At 45.0% G+C, this 17,313-nt stretch carries 13 protein-coding genes; 5 read left to right on the top strand and 8 right to left on the bottom strand.

What is annotated here, in order from left to right; translation table 11 throughout:
* The 3 genes from HQK80_10700 to HQK80_10690 all read right to left on the bottom strand — a co-directional run.
* Window positions 1–343: methyl-accepting chemotaxis protein (locus tag HQK80_10700; protein ID MBF0222676.1), on the bottom strand; the 343-nt coding region annotated here is incomplete at its 3' end.
* A gap of 47 nt (window positions 344–390) precedes the next feature.
* Window positions 391–1,284, bottom strand: coding sequence for a hydrogenase small subunit (locus HQK80_10695; GenBank protein MBF0222675.1), 894 nt, complete (start codon window positions 1,282–1,284; stop codon window positions 391–393).
* A gap of 49 nt (window positions 1,285–1,333) precedes the next feature.
* Complete coding sequence (locus HQK80_10690; protein ID MBF0222674.1) at window positions 1,334–2,845, bottom strand: nickel-dependent hydrogenase large subunit; 1,512 nt, start codon at window positions 2,843–2,845, stop codon at window positions 1,334–1,336.
* Window positions 2,846–3,209: 364 nt separating this feature from the next.
* Here HQK80_10690 and HQK80_10685 point away from each other — a divergent pair, with 364 nt between their 5' ends.
* Window positions 3,210–4,985, top strand: a complete 1,776-nt coding sequence (locus tag HQK80_10685) for a cache domain-containing protein (protein MBF0222673.1) — start codon at window positions 3,210–3,212, stop codon at window positions 4,983–4,985.
* A 42-nt stretch (window positions 4,986–5,027) separates the two neighbouring features.
* Window positions 5,028–6,539, top strand: a complete 1,512-nt coding sequence (locus HQK80_10680; GenBank protein ID MBF0222672.1) for an ABC transporter substrate-binding protein — start codon at window positions 5,028–5,030, stop codon at window positions 6,537–6,539.
* 14 nt (window positions 6,540–6,553) lie between these two features.
* Here the strand turns inward: HQK80_10680 and HQK80_10675 are convergent, their stop codons facing one another.
* Both HQK80_10675 and HQK80_10670 read right to left on the bottom strand, forming a co-directional pair.
* Window positions 6,554–6,937 carry a response regulator gene (locus HQK80_10675; GenBank protein MBF0222671.1) on the bottom strand — a complete coding sequence of 128 codons (384 nt, stop codon included), beginning with the start codon at window positions 6,935–6,937 and terminating at the stop codon, window positions 6,554–6,556.
* Between the two features lie 217 nt (window positions 6,938–7,154).
* Window positions 7,155–9,860: an ATP-dependent DNA helicase gene (locus HQK80_10670; GenBank protein MBF0222670.1), complete on the bottom strand. Its 2,706-nt coding sequence runs from the start codon at window positions 9,858–9,860 to the stop codon at window positions 7,155–7,157.
* 595 nt (window positions 9,861–10,455) lie between these two features.
* Between HQK80_10670 and HQK80_10665 the strand changes: the two genes are divergently transcribed.
* Genes HQK80_10665 through HQK80_10655 form a run of 3 tightly spaced genes read left to right on the top strand, consistent with a single transcriptional unit; the run spans window position 10,456 to window position 12,372 of the window.
* Window positions 10,456–10,830 carry a response regulator gene (locus tag HQK80_10665; protein ID MBF0222669.1) on the top strand — a complete coding sequence of 125 codons (375 nt, stop codon included), beginning with the start codon at window positions 10,456–10,458 and terminating at the stop codon, window positions 10,828–10,830.
* A 2-nt stretch (window positions 10,831–10,832) separates the two neighbouring features.
* Entirely contained in the window at window positions 10,833–11,477 is a 645-nt protein-coding gene (locus HQK80_10660) for a chemotaxis protein CheC (protein MBF0222668.1), read from the top strand.
* Window positions 11,470–12,372: a diguanylate cyclase gene (locus HQK80_10655; GenBank protein MBF0222667.1), complete on the top strand. Its 903-nt coding sequence runs from the start codon at window positions 11,470–11,472 to the stop codon at window positions 12,370–12,372. Before HQK80_10660 ends, HQK80_10655 begins: the two co-directional genes overlap by 8 nt.
* A 195-nt stretch (window positions 12,373–12,567) precedes the next feature.
* On the opposite strand, the gene HQK80_10650 is transcribed toward HQK80_10655, so the two are convergent.
* From HQK80_10650 to HQK80_10640, 3 genes are all read right to left on the bottom strand, one after another.
* A complete protein-coding gene (locus HQK80_10650) occupies window positions 12,568–13,608 on the bottom strand; it encodes a hypothetical protein (GenBank protein ID MBF0222666.1) in 1,041 nt (346 codons plus the stop codon).
* Window positions 13,609–13,659: 51 nt separating this feature from the next.
* Window positions 13,660–16,335 carry a DEAD/DEAH box helicase gene (locus HQK80_10645; GenBank protein MBF0222665.1) on the bottom strand — a complete coding sequence of 892 codons (2,676 nt, stop codon included), beginning with the start codon at window positions 16,333–16,335 and terminating at the stop codon, window positions 13,660–13,662.
* Window positions 16,336–16,520: 185 nt separating this feature from the next.
* Window positions 16,521–17,313 (bottom strand): transposase (locus HQK80_10640; GenBank protein ID MBF0222664.1); only part of this gene is annotated, 793 nt, incomplete at its 5' end.

The raw sequence follows: 17,313 nt of genomic DNA, 5'->3' as shown, positions 1-17,313 counted from the left end.
CAGCAGGCAAAAGGGCCGGAACGGCACCAATCTCAGATGACGAGAGATTGATTTTACCCTCTTTACTATAGAGGGAAACATCAAGAACTCCCTTAACTTGCAGCTGCGAAGCCAGCAGTTTTTTGAAAGTTTTCATCTGGCCTCTTTCTAAAGAACCTTTAACTCCTTCCTGTAGAGACCTCGACAAGGTGTCAACGGAATCAAGATAGGTGGCGGTCATCTGGTTTTCTACAAAATTGTTCATCAAATGTCCTCCGACTGCCAAAGAACAGACAAGAACAGAAAGTATGGAAAACAGTATCTTTAAATTGAATGGTAGATTTGCAAAACTCTTTTTGCTCATGGAACTGACCCCTTATCAGGTTAATTAAGAGTATAACTTTGAGGCATCTATTTTCGGTAGAAAGGCAAGTTTTTATTCCTTGCAAAAAGCGGCGAAGCACAACCGATGCACGGCGCATTGGCATCTATGCACCAAGTCTGGCTGTCGTTCCACCATCTGGTTGAGCAATCGGCCAAGGTGTTAGGGCCAAGACAACCGAGTTTAAATAGACAGCCTTTGTCGCCAAATTTTTGGGCAAAAATCTCCTCCTGAAAATCATGGTATCGAGGACAGGTTTCATGGACTGTTCGACTAAAAAATAAAGATGGCTTCCCGTCTTTAAGCTCCGGCAGGCCAACTTTGACCAGATGAATAATTGTCTGCCATACCCAGTCCGGATGCACAGAACAGCCCGGAATATCAATGAGCAGAACCTCCTTGTTCAGCCTTTTGTAAAACTCCCTCAGCCCAATCGCCCCGGTGGGGTTGCCTTCGGCAGCTGGGATTCCGCCATAGGTAGCACAGGTACCTATGGCAATAGCTCCAGCCATGGTCGAAGCGGCTTTTTCGATATAATCGGCAAAGGGTTTATCGCCAATAACACAGGCATCAGGCATGTCATAGGGCACAGCCCCTTCCACGGCCAGAAAATATTCACCCGCTTGACCACTTATGTACTGGTCGATGAGATCGAGGGCCTGCTTTCCAGATGTTGCAGAGAGGTCGGTGTGAAATGCAAGTTTAGAATAATCTGTAATCAGGGTCAGCGGTGACGGTGAAGCTGCCTGTAGCAGCGAAATAGAACAACCGGTACAGGATTGACCCTGGAGATATACAAGCTTGGGTACCCGATCGGGGGTTATCTTCTTTAGAGCTGCTAAAACAGGTTCAGGAAGATTAGAAAGCCCGAAAGCGGCACTCATAGTTGCGGCCATTTTCATTAATTGCCGTCTATCTATCATTGGTTGCTCCCTTGTCCATAATTTTTGTTAGTATTGACAATGTTCGGCATCAGTGAACAGCACAGGCTAGACAGGGATCGAAAGAGTGAATAATCCTGTTAGCTTCTATTTGCTCCCCAGGTGTTTCAACTTTGGTGCCAATCAGTGCTGATTCAAGCGCCCCAGGGTTACCATTATCATCCCGTGGTGAGCAGTTCCAGGTTGTGGGCACAACACACTCGTATTTGGCAATTTTTTTGTCTTCGACCTTAATGTAGTGCAAAAGTGCCCCTCGGGATGCCTCTGTAGCACCAAACCCTTCTCCACTATCTGGAAGTTCATAGTCAGCCATAGACGGCGCACCATGTTCAAAACGTTCAGTCTCCTCAATAAGAAAATCGGCAATTACCACAGCCGATATGGCGCGACATAAATGACGGCCAAGCACAGAGTTCAGCTGGCTGGCCGTAATCCCTGCAGTTGCGGCAAAGCTGTCGACAAGGCTTTCAAGTTGTTTGTTATTCCCACGATGATAATCAACCAGCACCCGGGCTGCTGGACCGACTTCTACCATGGAACCACTGTAGCGAGGCGCCTTGACCCATGAATAGGCTTGGGACTTGTCGGGATCAGGCTCCAGATGGCCCTCTTTAACCCGCAATCCTGATGCCGATGAATATTTTGAGTATTTGACATCCTCGGTTATCGCCTCAAAATCAACATCTTTAACCTCCCCGTTTAAGAGGATGCCTGGGGCAAAAAGCCTGCGGCTATTGAGTTCAGGACCAAGGGGCAGAAGTCCATACGACATAAAGCCGCCTTTACTTTTGCCGATATTCCAATAGTCAGGAAACGCCTGGGCAACAGCCAAAAGATCAGGAATATATTTCTGATGAATGAAATTTTTGACCTCGAGAATCAGCGACTGATAGGAGGCTATTTTGTCAATGGTGGAATCCTGCGTACAGCCGCCGGGGAAAATTGCAGTGGCGTGAGGAAATTTACCGCCAAATATAGCAGAGGCCCTGTTGGCCTTCTTTTGGATCTCCATGGCCTCAAGATAATGTTTTAATGCACCGATGTTAATCTCCGCATCTTCAATATACTGTCCGGAAAGCCTCGGCAGAAAAGGTGCCGCCGGAAATGGTTTTTTAGATGCAAGTTCAGCCGACACCCAATTTTTGACAGTCAGCAGATCAGGGTCAGCGCCCTTGTATTTAAGAATCGCCGTCACATCTACAAAGTCTAGGGCAGAGAGTTGGTAGAACTGCAAGAGATAGTCATAGAGATGGTTGGCGCCCTGAATACAGTTATGCATTATCCGGCCATTAGCGGGCACAATCAGGTTATAGGCATTCTCCTGGGCGTATGACGAGGCAATCGCATGGGCATATGGACAAACACCACATATGCGCTGGGTGATCTGTTGAGAATCAAGGGGATTTCGACCTTTTAAGAAAATTTCGAAACCACGAAACATCTCACCCGCACATTTAGCATCGGTTATGACATTATTTTCTACAGTTGTGTGAACGTTTAGATGGCCTTCCAACCTGGTAACAGGACCAATGTCTACTTTCATATAAATTCTCCAAAGCCTGGTGTATGTGTTGCCAAAAAAAACTGAAATGGTCTGGAACTGTATCCAAGCCTATCAATTAATTATCATGTGTTGAAACAAATCGTATGTACCTATCCCTATCAAATATCTCATTTTCTTTCTTAGAAAGTCAAATTTTTAATCTTTATTCAGCAAACTATCTCTTGATTTTTGCCTAGAATCCTGCCTATCCTTTAATACTGATACGTTGTGTTAAAAGCCTACGCCTGGTTTTTTTCTATAGAGATACGAGTAGAAATTCTACCATAAATCATATTGCCGTTTTACGAGGCAGACAATTAAAAACAGGAGTGTATCTGCTCCGATGGGGAAAGAGAGGCTATTCATGTTTGCAGGATTACAAATTCGTCAAAAGATCGTTACTGGAAGTATTGGGGTGCTTGTGGTCTCAATGATTTTGCTTTCTCTGCTTATCGCCTTAAAAATGAAGATTTATGGTGCTAAGGAGATCGAGATCTTCAGGGCTCAACAGATAGAGTCGACTAAAGTGAACTTAAAAAATTATGTCGATATAGCCTATCGGATTGTTGAAGCAAAGCATAAGGAAGGCAAAGTAGACATGGCAAAAGAACTGGTCGGCCTGATTCGTTATGATAATGGTACCGGCTATTTTTGGATTAATGATATGGGTAAACCGTTCCCGACAATGATCATGCACCCGATTGCTCCAACTTTGAACGGTAAAGTTTTGGACGACAGCAAATACAACTGTGCTCTGGGCAAAAATGAGAACCTCTTTGTGGCTATGGCCTCAGCCTGCGAACAATTCGGTGCAGGATTTGTGGATTATCTTTGGCCGAAACCCACGGCTAACAGTGTTACCGAGCAACAGCCGAAACTCTCCTACGTAAAGCTCTATAAGCCCTTAAACTGGGTTATCGGAACAGGTGTATACATTGATGATATTGAAGCCATGGTGGCAGAAAAAACTAAAATCGTTAACCAACAAATCAGCGAAATGCTGCTCACCGTTTTCGGCGTCCTTTGTCTGGTTTTGCTTATCGCGGGCTATCTGATGTGGCTGATGGCCGGTAAAATTTCTCGACCTGTTCTGGGCTGTGCAGATTTTGCGAGTAAAATTGGTTCGGGCAATTACTCTGCAACGCTTGAGGTAAAGGGTGCAGATGAGATAGGTCTTCTGGCTGACAACTTGCGAGATATGGCGGTGAAGCTTGAAGAGTCTCAAAAAAGAGATGCGACGATAATCGAAGTTCAACAAGAGTTGAAGCGCGGGGTCAAGGCCAATGCGGACAGTCTTCATGAGGCAGTCAGCGACCTCTCGAGAATGGCGGCTGACCTGGCGGAGAAATCCCAGAGTATTGTTGAAGAGTCTAATACCGTAGCAGCAGCGGCTGAAGAGATGAGTGTTAATATGGCCTCTGTGTCTGAGGCAGCCGAAAGTTCACAGAAAAACATTGATTCAATCACCTCTGCAACAGATGAAATGACCAGCACCATCGAAGAGATAACTAAAAATTCCGAGAAGGCCAGAACAATTACCTTAGAAGTTAAATCATGTGTCACAAATGCCTTTGAAAAAATCGACGTTCTTGGCAGGGCCTCTGAAGAGATCACCTCTGTTGTGGAAACCATTGTCGAGATTGCAGAGCAAACAAAATTACTGGCTTTAAATGCCACAATTGAAGCGGCCAGGGCTGGAGAGTCCGGCAAAGGCTTTGCAGTTGTTGCTGGAGAGGTCAAAGATCTAGCCGCACAGACCAATGATGCAACCCAGGACATAAAACGTAAAATTGAAGCAATGAGCAGTTCAACGCAAAGTACTATCGGTGAAATAAAGAAGATAGGTGATGTGACAAACAATATGACTACAATTGTTGAAACCATTGCAGCTGCAGTACAAGAGCAAAGTATTTCCAGCCACAATATTTCAGGTAATATCAGTGAAGCTGCTCAGCAGGCCAAAGAGGTTGCTTCCAATGTTGTCCAGGCGGCAACAGCCACAACTCAGATTGCTAAAGGCGTGAGCAATGTTAATGCTAACATAACTGATATCAAAAAAGCGGTGGTTAACGTCAATGACAGCTCAGTAATCCTTGCCCAGGTGGGGAAGAAACTGCTTGATACCATAGCAAATCTTTAAGCAACAAAGCATTACGTAAATAGAAAGAGAGAAAGGACGAAGATGTCGGACTATAACCCAAAGCAGATGAAAATTTTACTCGTCGAAGACCAAGCTACAATGAGAAAGATCGAGATAAAGATCTTTAAGGAGCTTGGTTTTGAAACTATTATTGAGGCTGAAGATGGCGCAATCGCCATAGATCTGCTTCAAGACATTGATGACATTGATCTTATTGTCAGCGACTGGAACATGCCCAATAAAGGTGGCTATGATTTACTGGTTTGGGTGAGGGCTTATAAAAAATATAAGGATGTGCCATTTATTATGGCCACAGCTCAAGCTGATCGGTCCCAGGCCAACAAAGCACAGCAAGCTGGGGTAAGTGCCTTTATCCCAAAACCATTTACCGCAGATGACTTTAAAGCAAAGGTTGATGAACTGTTTAACCCCGAAGGGGCAGAAATCCCGAAAAGTCCGGTTGGCCCAGTTATTGGCAGTTCGGGTAAGGTAAAGCTCCGGGTCGCCCATATTCAGATTACGGACCACCTCATTTTGGGTGTTTTAAAAGATAAAATTGACAAAGGCGAGTTTACACCGAAACATTTTGAGCTCGAAACCCAATGCCTCAATGGGTGGAACCCTGTAGAACAGGCCCTTGAAAAGGGCAGCGTTGACGCGGCTTTTGTTCTCGCCCCAATTGCCCAGGATCTTTTTTATCATGGGATCCCGCTAAAGCTGACCCTTTTAGCGCATAAAAACGGCAGCAGTTTTGTCCGCAACATCACGGGCAGCTACGCCCCGCCCTTTGCCAATTATTTCAGGAATAAATCGTTTCTGGTCCCACATAAAATGTCCGTCCACCACATGCTTGCCCATATGTTTTTTGAAAAAATAGGCCTTAAAGCAAGTCTTGAGAAAGGCGGTGATGTTGATGTTAACCTTGAGGTCGTTGCTCCGGTTAACATGCCAAAATTTCTCAGCGCCAGTCCGGATGTGGGGGGCTTTATGGTTGCAGAACCGATTGGCAGCAAATCAGTTGCGGCAGGAATAACCAAAATGCAGTTTTTGTCCGGTGAACTTTGGGATAATCATCCCTGTTGTGTGGTTGCCGTCCGCGACGATTTTTCGACAAAACACACTGACGCGGTCTATGAATTTACCCAAATGCTGGTCGAGTCAGGAAACTACATTGCCAAATTCCCTGAGGAGTCTGCACAGATTGCGGTAAATTTTCTCGATCCAGAAGGGCAACTGGGATTTGCCACTCCCGTCTTAACTAAGGTTCTAACGACCCCTCAGGGCATTACCACCCATGATCTTTTCCCAATTATCCAGGATTTTGAAACTATGCAAAGATATATGCATGATACGATGGGAATAGGGCAACTGGTCGATCTGGAGAAGTTTATTGACTCAAGATATGCAGAAGCCGCCTGTCAGAACACAGACGTTACTGTCGCTCATCTCAAGAACCAACCGGAAGAAATTGATGCCCTCTTGCTCCGTAACGCTGTACTGAGTCGTTTCAGACTCCACGTGGAAGACAACTATCTCATGGTTTACAATAGTTAAGAGAAGGCGCCGTTTTACTTCACACTCTTACCTCTTTTTTTCAACGCCAGTTCGATCTTCGTTTTTAAGTCGGCGCCGCTGAAAGGCTTAACAATGTACTGATCGACACCAGCCTTTATAGCAGCGAGAATATTTTCCTTTTCCACCTCACCCGTCACCATAATAAATGGAGTATCTGCTATGTCCGGAGCGTTCCTGATGTGAGTCAGCAGATCGTAACCTGACATAACCGGCATATTCCAATCTGATATGACCAGATCGATTTTATCGCTATGCAGGATGTTATAAGCTTTTTTGCCGTCATAGGCGATTACCAGGTCGTGGTGGCCTAATTCATTAAGCAGCCCAATGATTATACGAATCATGGTCTCTTGATCATCAACTATTAATATGCGCATCTGTATACCTGTTTTAGGTTTATGAACTGTTTGAAATTATAAACATCATGTACTGAATTCGAGTAAATTTCCCACTTTATTTTTCATTGGACATTGACGATTATCGAACGTTATGTTCGTTAAAGTCAAGTGAAAATTCAGCACAAAAATATAAGTTTTCACTGCCCTTTTCTGGAAAGGCTTAGAACACAATTTAAGGGCAGGGTCTACGGTATGATTACTCAAAATCCTTGTACCTGGAATCCAGAATAACGACTGTACCACTATCAGTATGGCAGCGAATCAACCGGCCTATCCCCTGCTTCATTTTGATATCCGTATCATAGCGGTAACGTGACCAATACTCTTTGGGTGGCACTAATTTTTTCCGGGCAATCTGGACAGGATCGGCGGGAGACGGATATGGTATTCTGGTTATAATTACCTGAGTCAAGGTATCGCCCTTAAAATCAACCCCGTACCAAAACGTATCAACGCCAAAAACCACACTCTCCTTGCTGCTCCTGAATTTTTCACAAAGACCAACAGTTGAACGGCCTGGCTGCTGAATCCAAAACGGGTACATGGTATCTTTAAGTTTATCAAATACACGCTCGTAAACCGCTGTAAGGTCCGAGTAGCTGGAAAAAAGCACTAGTGTCCTGCCCTTGTTGCTGATTATCAACCCTGGCAATTGGCGAGCAATTGAATCCAGCCAGGCTTTTTTATTCTGGTGTTCACCGCTGACAGCGCTACCGGGAACAATAATTTTCATCTGTTCCTTCGAAAATGGTGAGGGTACGACCGCAAACCGAAATTTCTTCACCTCATCAGAGATCTCCTTATCGATCAGCAAAGGCCGATCGATCCCCACAATTTTTTTAAAGCTGGTAAAGCTGCTCTTGCTGAGCATCGTAGCAGAAGTAAACACGACGCTATCTCGATCTTTATAGATACTGGTCCGAACTATGTCGGAAACATCAACCGGCCCGGCAAAAAGTAAACAATGTTTTTTGAGCAGGAGATATGAGGCGGCACTATTACTCTCCTTTAAACTTTCAGCAATCCTACCGATAGCCCCACCAAACTGGCTAAGCACTGCGACCTCGCGCTTGGCCTTTTTTTTACTTCGCATCACAATATTCAGGCTATTCCACACCCCGCTGTCTTCAAGAAAATTAAAAATCTCCACAACAACTGAAATCCCCTTTTGGATCGCTGAAACAATATTCGGGAACTCGCTGCTGCGTATAAGCGGCTGGTCGGCAAGAAGGGGTTTTTCTTCGCCCCATTCGAGCTGAGGGTCAATGGACTGGAGTGCTGTTCGCAGTTTGGCAATCGATTCGGCGAGTGTCTCAATTGCGTCAATGGCTTTTTGAATTTTCTCTGTAACATTCTTATTGGAGGTCAAAAGAAGTTTTGCAAAAAATGTCCTTAGATAGGTCCTGGCCAAAATGGCCTCCCTAGTATCAGCCTCTTCCTTAAAGGCGTTACGCACTGCGCTTTCAAAATGATTTGCTTCGTCTATGATATAGTTGCGGAATAAACCATTTAAAATCGGATCTTTATCAAGAAAAGCCAATTTGTGATGATTGGTAACGACCAGACGGGCCATAGCGGCTTCGCCAGTGGTAATTTGGGCAGGACAGGCGCTGTGGTGTGGGGAGCAGTCATCTCTAGCTGAAACATTCTTGAGGGTATGTCCCAAAAATCCGCCGCAGTCCAACTCTTTTTTGACCCGCCAGCCAATTGAATCAATATCTGCACGCCTGAAATGAAAGGTAAGATTTACCATGTACAGCCAGGCCAAAAGATTGCCCCCCCTGAGTTCTTCATAGGCATCGAAAAGCTTCTGACTACACAAATACCCAGCCTTACCCTTTAGCAAAGCTGTCGGAATCTCTTCGTATAGTTTCAATTGGGCTTTGGCAAAACGAATCTCTCTATAGAAAATCTGCTCCTGTAAACTCTTGGTATATGTTGAAATAACCACGCGATTTGTTGGATTGCGCCTCAAGAACTCCAGTACCGGGACCAGATAGCCCAAGGTTTTACCGGTTCCGGTTCCAGCCTCCAGACATAAAACCGAGCCCTCATTCAATGACTCCGTAATATGCCGACCATAACGGGCCTGTTCTTCCCGAAACTGTATTCCGTTGCCACTCTCTGACAAATCCTTGTAAATCCGAGTGATTGTCTCAGTAGAGATATTCACCGGTTTCTTAAATTTGCTTTTCTTAATATCTTTTGGATCAAAGGTTTCCAGGAACTGCTGCCAGTCAGGACTGTCCGCCTTGCTCACCGGGGAAAACAGTTCACCAAAATATTCTGAATAACTGCGGGTGAGCCGCAGAAAAAACCCGCCAAAAAGTGTGGCACTCTTCTCCAGATAATAACGAAGCGCCCTGGCGGAAGGTTGATTGCTATCGTTGAGAGTTGTGGAACAGATATGTTTGACCAGCTCAACAGCCAGATCAACGATCTCTTCAGCATCAAAACTTAATTTACTGCGATTTTTTTTGAACAGATACTCAAATAGAGTTTTGGGATCCGTGGAATGCAGATAGGGCAGAAAAAACTCAATGGCAAAACTTAAATCAACCACTCTTTTTCCAGCGCAAATCTCTTTGATATCCTCAAAATTTTCATACGGATCAATAATAGCCGCCACATCGGAGTCTGCCAGGAATGTTGCCAGTTCTGCAGCCACTTGTTTTATGTCTGGAGCCTTGTGCAACTGTTCCTTTGACAGGTTTGAGTAATAGCGGTCTCGACTTGTTAATTTGGGGTATCGAATAAGCGAGGAAAACTTCTTCGGCGGTAAACCAGGAGCGATTGCTAGAGCAGATATAGAATAAAGACGGTTTCCCCTGTCTTTCTGCAAACCGCAATGGCCAAAGACAAATGCTATTTTTTCAATAGTATCAGGATAATTTTGAAGCATATTTTACTATTTTCATTATGTCTAAAACTAAATACAAACTCGGTTTTTCATACCATGATACTCATTTTGAGGGATAACTAGTTGTAAAAATGTTTTTCCTTCACCAGAATTTTCTGCAAACGCCGCCCTCTATTTATCCCCCTATTTATCCGCATTACCCGCATTACCCGCATCAAAACAGGCCACTCTTCAAAAGAGTAATCATAATTGCCTCAAAAAAAAAGATTGCTTTCCTCTATCGATCTGTTCGATGATAGTCTCATTGCAAAACGTCGGCAATAATAACTTACTGAGTGCATCAATGCTTAAACCAGGACTCCACGAACAACGAGAACTGGCCCCCATTAACCACTTTCCATTGAATGCATAGAGAGCTTTTTGGTTTGTTCGTTCAGGAGGCCGGCCATCCTTGGCGGCGATTCCGAATATCAGGTTTATTAACAGCTTGTTCGTACCCGGGCCATATTCTTCAAGAAAAATATTGATTTTGGAGTGGGGTTAAGATATCAAAATATAACATTAGGTGTCGCGCTCTTTCTAATCAATATGAGACTGCGGAATCTATTCTGCATAAAATCAAGAGGGTTTACTACTCATGACAAGAAAAATTCTTATCGTTGATGATTCGCCTATCTCCAGGAAAATGCTCAAGAGTCGTTTTCCCAAGGAGCAAACCTATGATTTTTACGAGGCCGGTGACGGTTTAGCCGGTTTTGAACTATACAAAGAGATCCGGCCGGATATTACCTTCATGGATCTTACCATGCCGGTGATGGATGGCCCCACTGCCATTGCTGAGATCAGGAAGTTCGACCCTAATGCCTTGATCATCGTTTCCACTGCTGATATTCAGATCAAATCACTCAGTCTGGTCATGGACCTGGGCGCTTTAATGGTTTTAAAAAAACCGCCTTCCTCGGAAAGTGTGCTGGATGCATTGACCCAAAGCGAAGAACAGCTGAGGAAATAACAATGGAAGAGACTACTACTTTGTTGAGTGAAGAGGAAAAAGACATTCTGCAGGAGATAATGAACATTGCTTTTGGTCAGGCCGCTGCTGACCTGGCCGAGATCATAAATATCTATGTTGTGCTGAATGTCCCTTACATCCAGGTATTACGAGCAATCGACATGCCAGAATATCTGCATAATGAGCTTGCCGGCCATGAAGTGATCAGTATGGTTGAGCAACACTTCTGGGGCGATTTCAAAGGCAGCGCCTACTTGATCTTTCCCTCTGGGGCTGGTAAGGAACTGGTTTCGATCATGGGTGAAGGTGTCGGTGAGAGTGGTTTCGACTCGGCATCCTTCGATGGTATGGAAAAAGAGACCTTGATGGAGGTTGGGAATATTCTGATTGGGGCCTGTGTCGGCAAAGTAGCTGAACTACTTGATGATAGGGTCACCTACTCACCGCCACGGGTTGCGATTGAGAATTTCGCCATTAAATCTATCCCCGCCGAGATCTTTGACCTTCATTCATCGGCTATTGTCCTCAAGACAGTGTTTAATTTTAATGAACGTGATGTTAGCGGATTTCTTTTTTTAGTCACAAAACAAGATTCCATCAACTGGCTGAAAAATTCATTGGTAACATTTATGGAAAAGTATGAGTGAGTCGCTGATCCAAATATTTGAAACTGTTAATATTGGAGTTGTGACCCTCGATCTTGAATTACGTGTCCAGTTTTGGAATCGTTGGATGGAGTTACACAGCCAGATACCGGCTGAGAAAATAATCGGCACTCCAATCATTGACTCCTTTCCAAACCTGGACAATCCCCGTTTCTCCAAGAATTGTAAGGCTGTCTTCTCCTTTGGCAGTTTTTCGTTTTTTTCCCAAAAACTCCACAAATATCTTTTTCCTTTTAAGCCCGATGCTTCATATGGCAACAGCTTCGATTTCATGCAACAGAGTTGCACCATGGGTCCACTCCGGGATCAAGACAACGTGATAAACAGTCTCTTCCTGATCGTCCAGGATGTCACAGAACTTGCCGCCTCTGAGAACCGTTTAATTGAGTTGAACACCAAAGATGCCTTAACCGGTATTTATAATCGACGTTACCTGGAAGCACATTTGAAGGACGAGTGCGAGCGGCACCACCGATATGGTCGGCAACTGAGCCTGATCATGCTCGATATCGACTTCTTTAAAAAAGTAAATGACAACTACGGCCACCAGTGTGGCGACCAAGTTCTGAAAGCTATTGCCCACGAAATTTCCAAGCTTGCGAGAAGCACGGACTATTTTGTCCGTTATGGTGGCGAGGAGTTCTGCTTGATATTGCCAGAGACATCGGCCGACGATGCCCTAAGCCAAGCGGAGCGGTTTCGTGATCATATTGCCGATCTGGTTATCCCCTGCAAGGAGGCCTCGATCAAGGTGACCATCAGCCTGGGGATTGCCGAGCTAGCCGCGGGAAATTCGCCCGATCAGTTGATGAAGCGGGCCGACGACGCCCTGTATGAAGCAAAAAATGCAGGAAGAAACAGAGTAACACTGTGCTGAGGATGGCTTCGGTGTCGCCCAGTGGGCTCTTCACTCGGCTCTTTAAAAGATAATACACTACAAAAAACCCCAACAACTTTCAAAGTCTTAGGAATATCTGCCCTTCCCTCCTCATCTTTGCCAGCCCTCAAAACCGCCAAAAGATATCACACTTCAAGACCCCGGGCATTGGGTTTTTATTCGGTCTTCGTTAAGTCAGATTTTCACATACACCCCTCGGGATCTGTTTTCAATTTCCCCTTGCTGTTTTAACCTATGCACAATGCCATACAGCTTACTTTTTGAATAGCCCGTTTTCTCGACCAACATCTCAATAGTGACACCTTTTCTTCTGCTGCCTACAATTATTTCAGCAACGAACCCGGTGGCATCTGAGGGCGCTGGGGCCTTACTCAGCTCCATAACTGGTGGATTAACAGGCTGAACGGCCTTTTTAGCAGATGCTTTAGTGGCAACAGCCTTCTTCCGATCTTTCTCTGGCCCTTCTTTTATCTTCCTGGAAAAATCAGGTTTACTGTCCATATCTATGCCAAAAATATCTGAGAGGTCGGCATCCACGATAATCTTGGCGCTCTTCTTGTTTGTTTTCGCCAGTAGTTTTCCTGTTTTCTCCTTTACCGCCTGAGCAATAAGATCGCCCGTATCTGCCTGGCGTAATTTAAAAAACAGGGAAGGATCTTCATCAAATCTGGCGCCGACACCGTATAGAGCCGCAGCAACATGCTTACACATGGTGGCCCAATCGGGGCAGCTGCAATCAAGGCTGATCTCCCTCGGACTAGGAAACAACCCTTTATCCTTTGAGAAAAAAATATCGCTCAGACCGACAGGAAACTTCCCGGCCAGAAGATCCTGCAATGATTGCAATTTCCCAGCAGACCCCCTTTTTATCGCTGTCCAGTTAGCCGCACTAATGGCCGCAATTTTTATCACCACCTCATACGGTTTTGCCCCCGAGCCCTGAACAAGGGCCAGCACCAGGCCTGCCTCTATCTTCAGGTCAAGCACGGCCCCATGCCTCACATAACTCCGGCCCCTGCCAATACGATTACTATAGTCGGCGTAGCGTTCAAGGTTTTTGTTCCATGACTTGCCCCACCAGGTTTGGGCCAAGCTATTGCCTGTAATCACAACCGGATTAATTGCAGGATCTTTTTTCTGAAGCTGCTTTAATTTTTTAGCAGCTTTATCTTTTTTTTCTGCAACTGAAACATATTTTGGATATTCCCATCTCATAAACAATCTTCCTTTTTGCTATTTATATGCTTGTGCTGTCACTGCTTCAGTTTAGAGTCGCAGCGTAAACATTTCATATAACTCCTCGTTGCTCATCTCAGTTATCCAATTTTCTCCGGATGCAGCAATGATATCATTAGATAACTTTGCCTTCTGGGTCAACATCTCATCAATCTTCTCTTCTATTGTACCCTGAGTTAAGAACTTATGAACCATGACATTTTTTTTCTGACCAATACGAAAAGCCCTGTCCGTTGCCTGATTCTCCACCGCCGGGTTCCACCATCGATCAAAGTGAATCACATGGTTGGCCGCCGTCAGGTTAAGGCCAACGCCACCAGCCTTCAGTGATAAAATGAAAAAAGGCACATATTCATGACTCTGGAATCTCGAAACAAGTTCTTTTCTTTTTCCCACAGGAACGCTGCCATGCAGTATCAAACCGTCCCTTTGAAAGATAGTGGCCAAAAACTGAGCTAGTGGTCCCGTCATCTCTTTAAACTGGGTGAAGACCAGAACTTTCTCTCTTTTTTCGTAGATCGTTTCACATATCTCGCGCAACCGTTGAAATTTGCCGCTCTCCTTTTCATCAAAGGCACTAAGGCCCAAATACTGGGACGGATGATTGCATAGCTGTTTAAACTTCATCAGAGCCGATAAAATAAGGCCCTTTCTTTGAATGCCCTCCGAATTGTCAATCGCCTCATGAATTCCTTCAATTACTTCACCGTAAAGCACGGCCTGCTTTTTACTCATGGAGGCCCAGGTCTTCACCTCCACCTTGTCCGGCAGATCAGAAATAATCGACTTGTCAGACTTTAAGCGCCGAAGAATGAAGGGGCTGACAACTTTCCGCAGGCCAGCATAGCCATTCGGATTTTTGGCAAGACCTTTACTGAAATGACCAAACTCTTTGGCATTGCCAAGTAACCCCGGATTTAAAAAGTCAAACAGACTCCAGAGGTCAGACAACCTGTTTTCAACCGGAGTACCGGTCATGACAATCCTATTGGCAGATTTCAATTTTTTAATCGCTACAGTCTGCTTGGTACCCGGATTCTTGATAGCCTGCGCTTCATCGAGAATAATATAGTTCCAGAAATAGTCCTGAATCCATGTATATCTCTGCGCTAATGCGTAGGTCGTTATCACCAGATCCAGTGCATCAAGTTTCGCGGCGTTCAGTTCCGGAACTGTACCCGGCTTATGAAGATCCGGATGGGCGGCAACATAGGTAAGGCTCGGGAAAAATGAGTCTATCTCATTAATCCAGTTTGAAAAAAGTGATGCCGGGATTATCAATAACGATGCTCCAGTCACCCCGTCTCGTCTTTGCTCCGCTTTCAGGACATTAAGAAAAGCAAGTACCTGCACAGTCTTGCCCAGTCCCATATCATCCGCCAGACAGGCGCCTAGCTTCAAACTATGCAGGCAAAACAGCCAATTCAAACCATCGTGCTGATACCCTCTAAGTTTGGCTTTAAATGTTTTGGCCGTTTTGACAGCAGTGCTTGCTGCAGGATGATGTAACTTTTCAAAAACCGATTGGAGCCATTCGCCATGCGACACTCCGCTAAGCACCTCGCCATCTTCGGTACCGATAACTTTCTGTGGGTTAATGGAGAGACGCATGGCATCCAGAAGGCTAATCCCCTCATCACCGTTGAGTTTTCTGGCTTTTTCATAGGCCTCCAGAGTCTGTCGCAATTTCTCGGGATCAACTGCGACCCACTTGTTTTTTATAAATGCCAGGCCTTCGGCTTCCATGAGCAGGCGGCGGGCCTCAGCCTCTGATATCTCAGTATCTCCAACCATGAGTCGAGGCTTGAAATCAAGCAAGGCCTTCAGTCCGACCGTCGATGGTGTTTTCTCTCCAATGCTGATTGTCAGACCTATCTTGGCAGCTTTCCCCTTCCACCAGTTAGGAATCCGGCAGAGAATACCAGACTCTTCATAAAGCGGAATCTCCCGAAAAAAGGTAGCCGCTTCTTTAACAGACCAGGCCAATGGATGAAACAACTCACCAGTATCCCGCAGATCCGCCACCAGCTTACTCTGCTCAGCGGCAGCATCTACCGTAATAAGAAGCTCCAAAAGTTTTTCATTGTTACCGTCGTACTCTTCCAAAGCGTACTTTAACGGAAGATGCCTTGACTCGCCCTCAGCGTTGAGCCGGGTTGAATAGGTGGCGAGAAAGGCAAAGGGGGAGTCACTCTTTTTATTTTCAACCAAGTGAAAATAGATCCGGCCAAGCAGGTGCAGGTCGGGGCGATACTCTTTTACAAACTCGGCAACCGAGCCTGCGTAGGTCGTAATTTTTTGAGAAAAAATGTCATGAATCCCCTCCCATAAGGTAAAAAGCGCCTCCTCATTGAGATATTCACTGCCGACCATCAACGGCATCTGCTCATGGAGTTGGACAAGTTCTTCCTGAGCAAGAGGGATGTCAATCTCACCGCGCAACTCTTCTATATCGGGAGTCAAACTAAGTTGACGAATGAAAAGACCAGAGAATCTTCGCCAAAAACTCAAAGATGGAGATAGCACAATATTCTTATTGCAAAAACCAACGAAAAAGAGCCAGCTGTCCGGGTCGGCAGCATACTGCTCAAATAGTTCATTCTGCAACAATTCACTGAGTTTATTGAGCTTTCCGGCAGCTGGCAGCCATTCAAGCAGAAGTGTTCTGTCCGGCATGATTGCCGCAGTCAAATCATGTTGTGTCATTGTCAGTTTCTTGTGTTTTGATGGTCGCCAACAGGATAATCAGTCAGCAAAAAAAGAGGTCTTGAAGATTTTTTTTTTTAATGCCAAAAGAGAAAATCCCTGTGTCACAGGAATATCACAGTATTTGTCATAGCAGTGTCACATCTCCACGAATTAAGGGGTCAATTAAGGGGTCAGGTCTTCATTCATGACATATTAAGCTCTTTCTCAATTTTATTGACCATTCCCTTCAACTTCTTATTGTCAGCCATTTTCCTGGACATTCGGCTGGTGGCTTGGGAAACGCCGGATTCGCCTATACCAAAATGCTCGCCGATATTTTTTAATCTCTCGCCCGTATATTTGCTGCTGAGATACAGTTTTACATTTCTTGACAATGGTGGCTCGTCTCCCAAAACGGTGTCCACGAGAGCAGAAATCTGTTGAATGGATATTTTTTCGTGGAGCTCGTGTAGGGCAGGTATTTCCTTGTCGGGGTTTTTACCCGCCAGATCTTTCTCCTTGATACTGGCTATAAAATCGGGACTTCCCAACAAGGTTGAACTTATCGTATCATTTAATGGACTGTCATATTTCTTGTTAACAAGTTCGGATACAAACTCATGGTATCCATGCTGCGCGGTTGAAACCTTTTCATTGAAATATCCAAGAATTAAATCTCTGGTCAGCCACTCAGGAGGCTTTTTGCGGCCAATATAATACTGATAGCTTGACCAGACATAATCATCCGGTGCTTCAACCATCTTGGCCCTGACCGGATTCAGATGAATGTAACGTGAAAGTTCTTTTACGTACTCGTCAGCATCAACAAGAATCGCTTTATAGCGGCCCTGAAAAAGGTGCCCGGATCTTTTGCGTTTGACATTGAAATAGGTGGTGTAGGCACCGTTTATATGGCGCATGATTTGCGACAGATTTCCCGATGGAGTTTCCAGAAGTAAGTGGTAATGGTTGTCAAGTAGGCAGTATGCATGAATT

The organism is Desulfobulbaceae bacterium, from assembly GCA_015231515.1.
Classification (GTDB): Bacteria; Desulfobacterota; Desulfobulbia; order Desulfobulbales; family VMSU01; genus JADGBM01.
The sequence above is the reverse complement of the archived record's forward strand: the minus strand, read 5'-3'. Positions and strand labels throughout refer to the sequence as shown.

What these genes read in the sequence shown, in the direction of transcription:
- HQK80_10695 (MBF0222675.1), bottom strand. Translation starts at nt 1,284, where the DNA reads ATGATAGATAGACGGCAATTAATGAAAATGGCCGCAACTATGAGTGCC.
- HQK80_10690 (MBF0222674.1), bottom strand. Translation starts at nt 2,845, where the DNA reads ATGAAAGTAGACATTGGTCCTGTTACCAGGTTGGAAGGCCATCTAAAC.
- HQK80_10685 (MBF0222673.1), top strand. Translation starts at nt 3,210, where the DNA reads ATGTTTGCAGGATTACAAATTCGTCAAAAGATCGTTACTGGAAGTATT.
- HQK80_10680 (MBF0222672.1), top strand. Translation starts at nt 5,028, where the DNA reads ATGTCGGACTATAACCCAAAGCAGATGAAAATTTTACTCGTCGAAGAC.
- HQK80_10675 (MBF0222671.1), bottom strand. Translation starts at nt 6,937, where the DNA reads ATGCGCATATTAATAGTTGATGATCAAGAGACCATGATTCGTATAATC.
- HQK80_10670 (MBF0222670.1), bottom strand. Translation starts at nt 9,860, where the DNA reads ATGCTTCAAAATTATCCTGATACTATTGAAAAAATAGCATTTGTCTTT.
- HQK80_10665 (MBF0222669.1), top strand. Translation starts at nt 10,456, where the DNA reads ATGACAAGAAAAATTCTTATCGTTGATGATTCGCCTATCTCCAGGAAA.
- HQK80_10660 (MBF0222668.1), top strand. Translation starts at nt 10,833, where the DNA reads ATGGAAGAGACTACTACTTTGTTGAGTGAAGAGGAAAAAGACATTCTG.
- HQK80_10655 (MBF0222667.1), top strand. Translation starts at nt 11,470, where the DNA reads ATGAGTGAGTCGCTGATCCAAATATTTGAAACTGTTAATATTGGAGTT.
- HQK80_10650 (MBF0222666.1), bottom strand. Translation starts at nt 13,608, where the DNA reads ATGAGATGGGAATATCCAAAATATGTTTCAGTTGCAGAAAAAAAAGAT.
- HQK80_10645 (MBF0222665.1), bottom strand. Translation starts at nt 16,335, where the DNA reads ATGACACAACATGATTTGACTGCGGCAATCATGCCGGACAGAACACTT.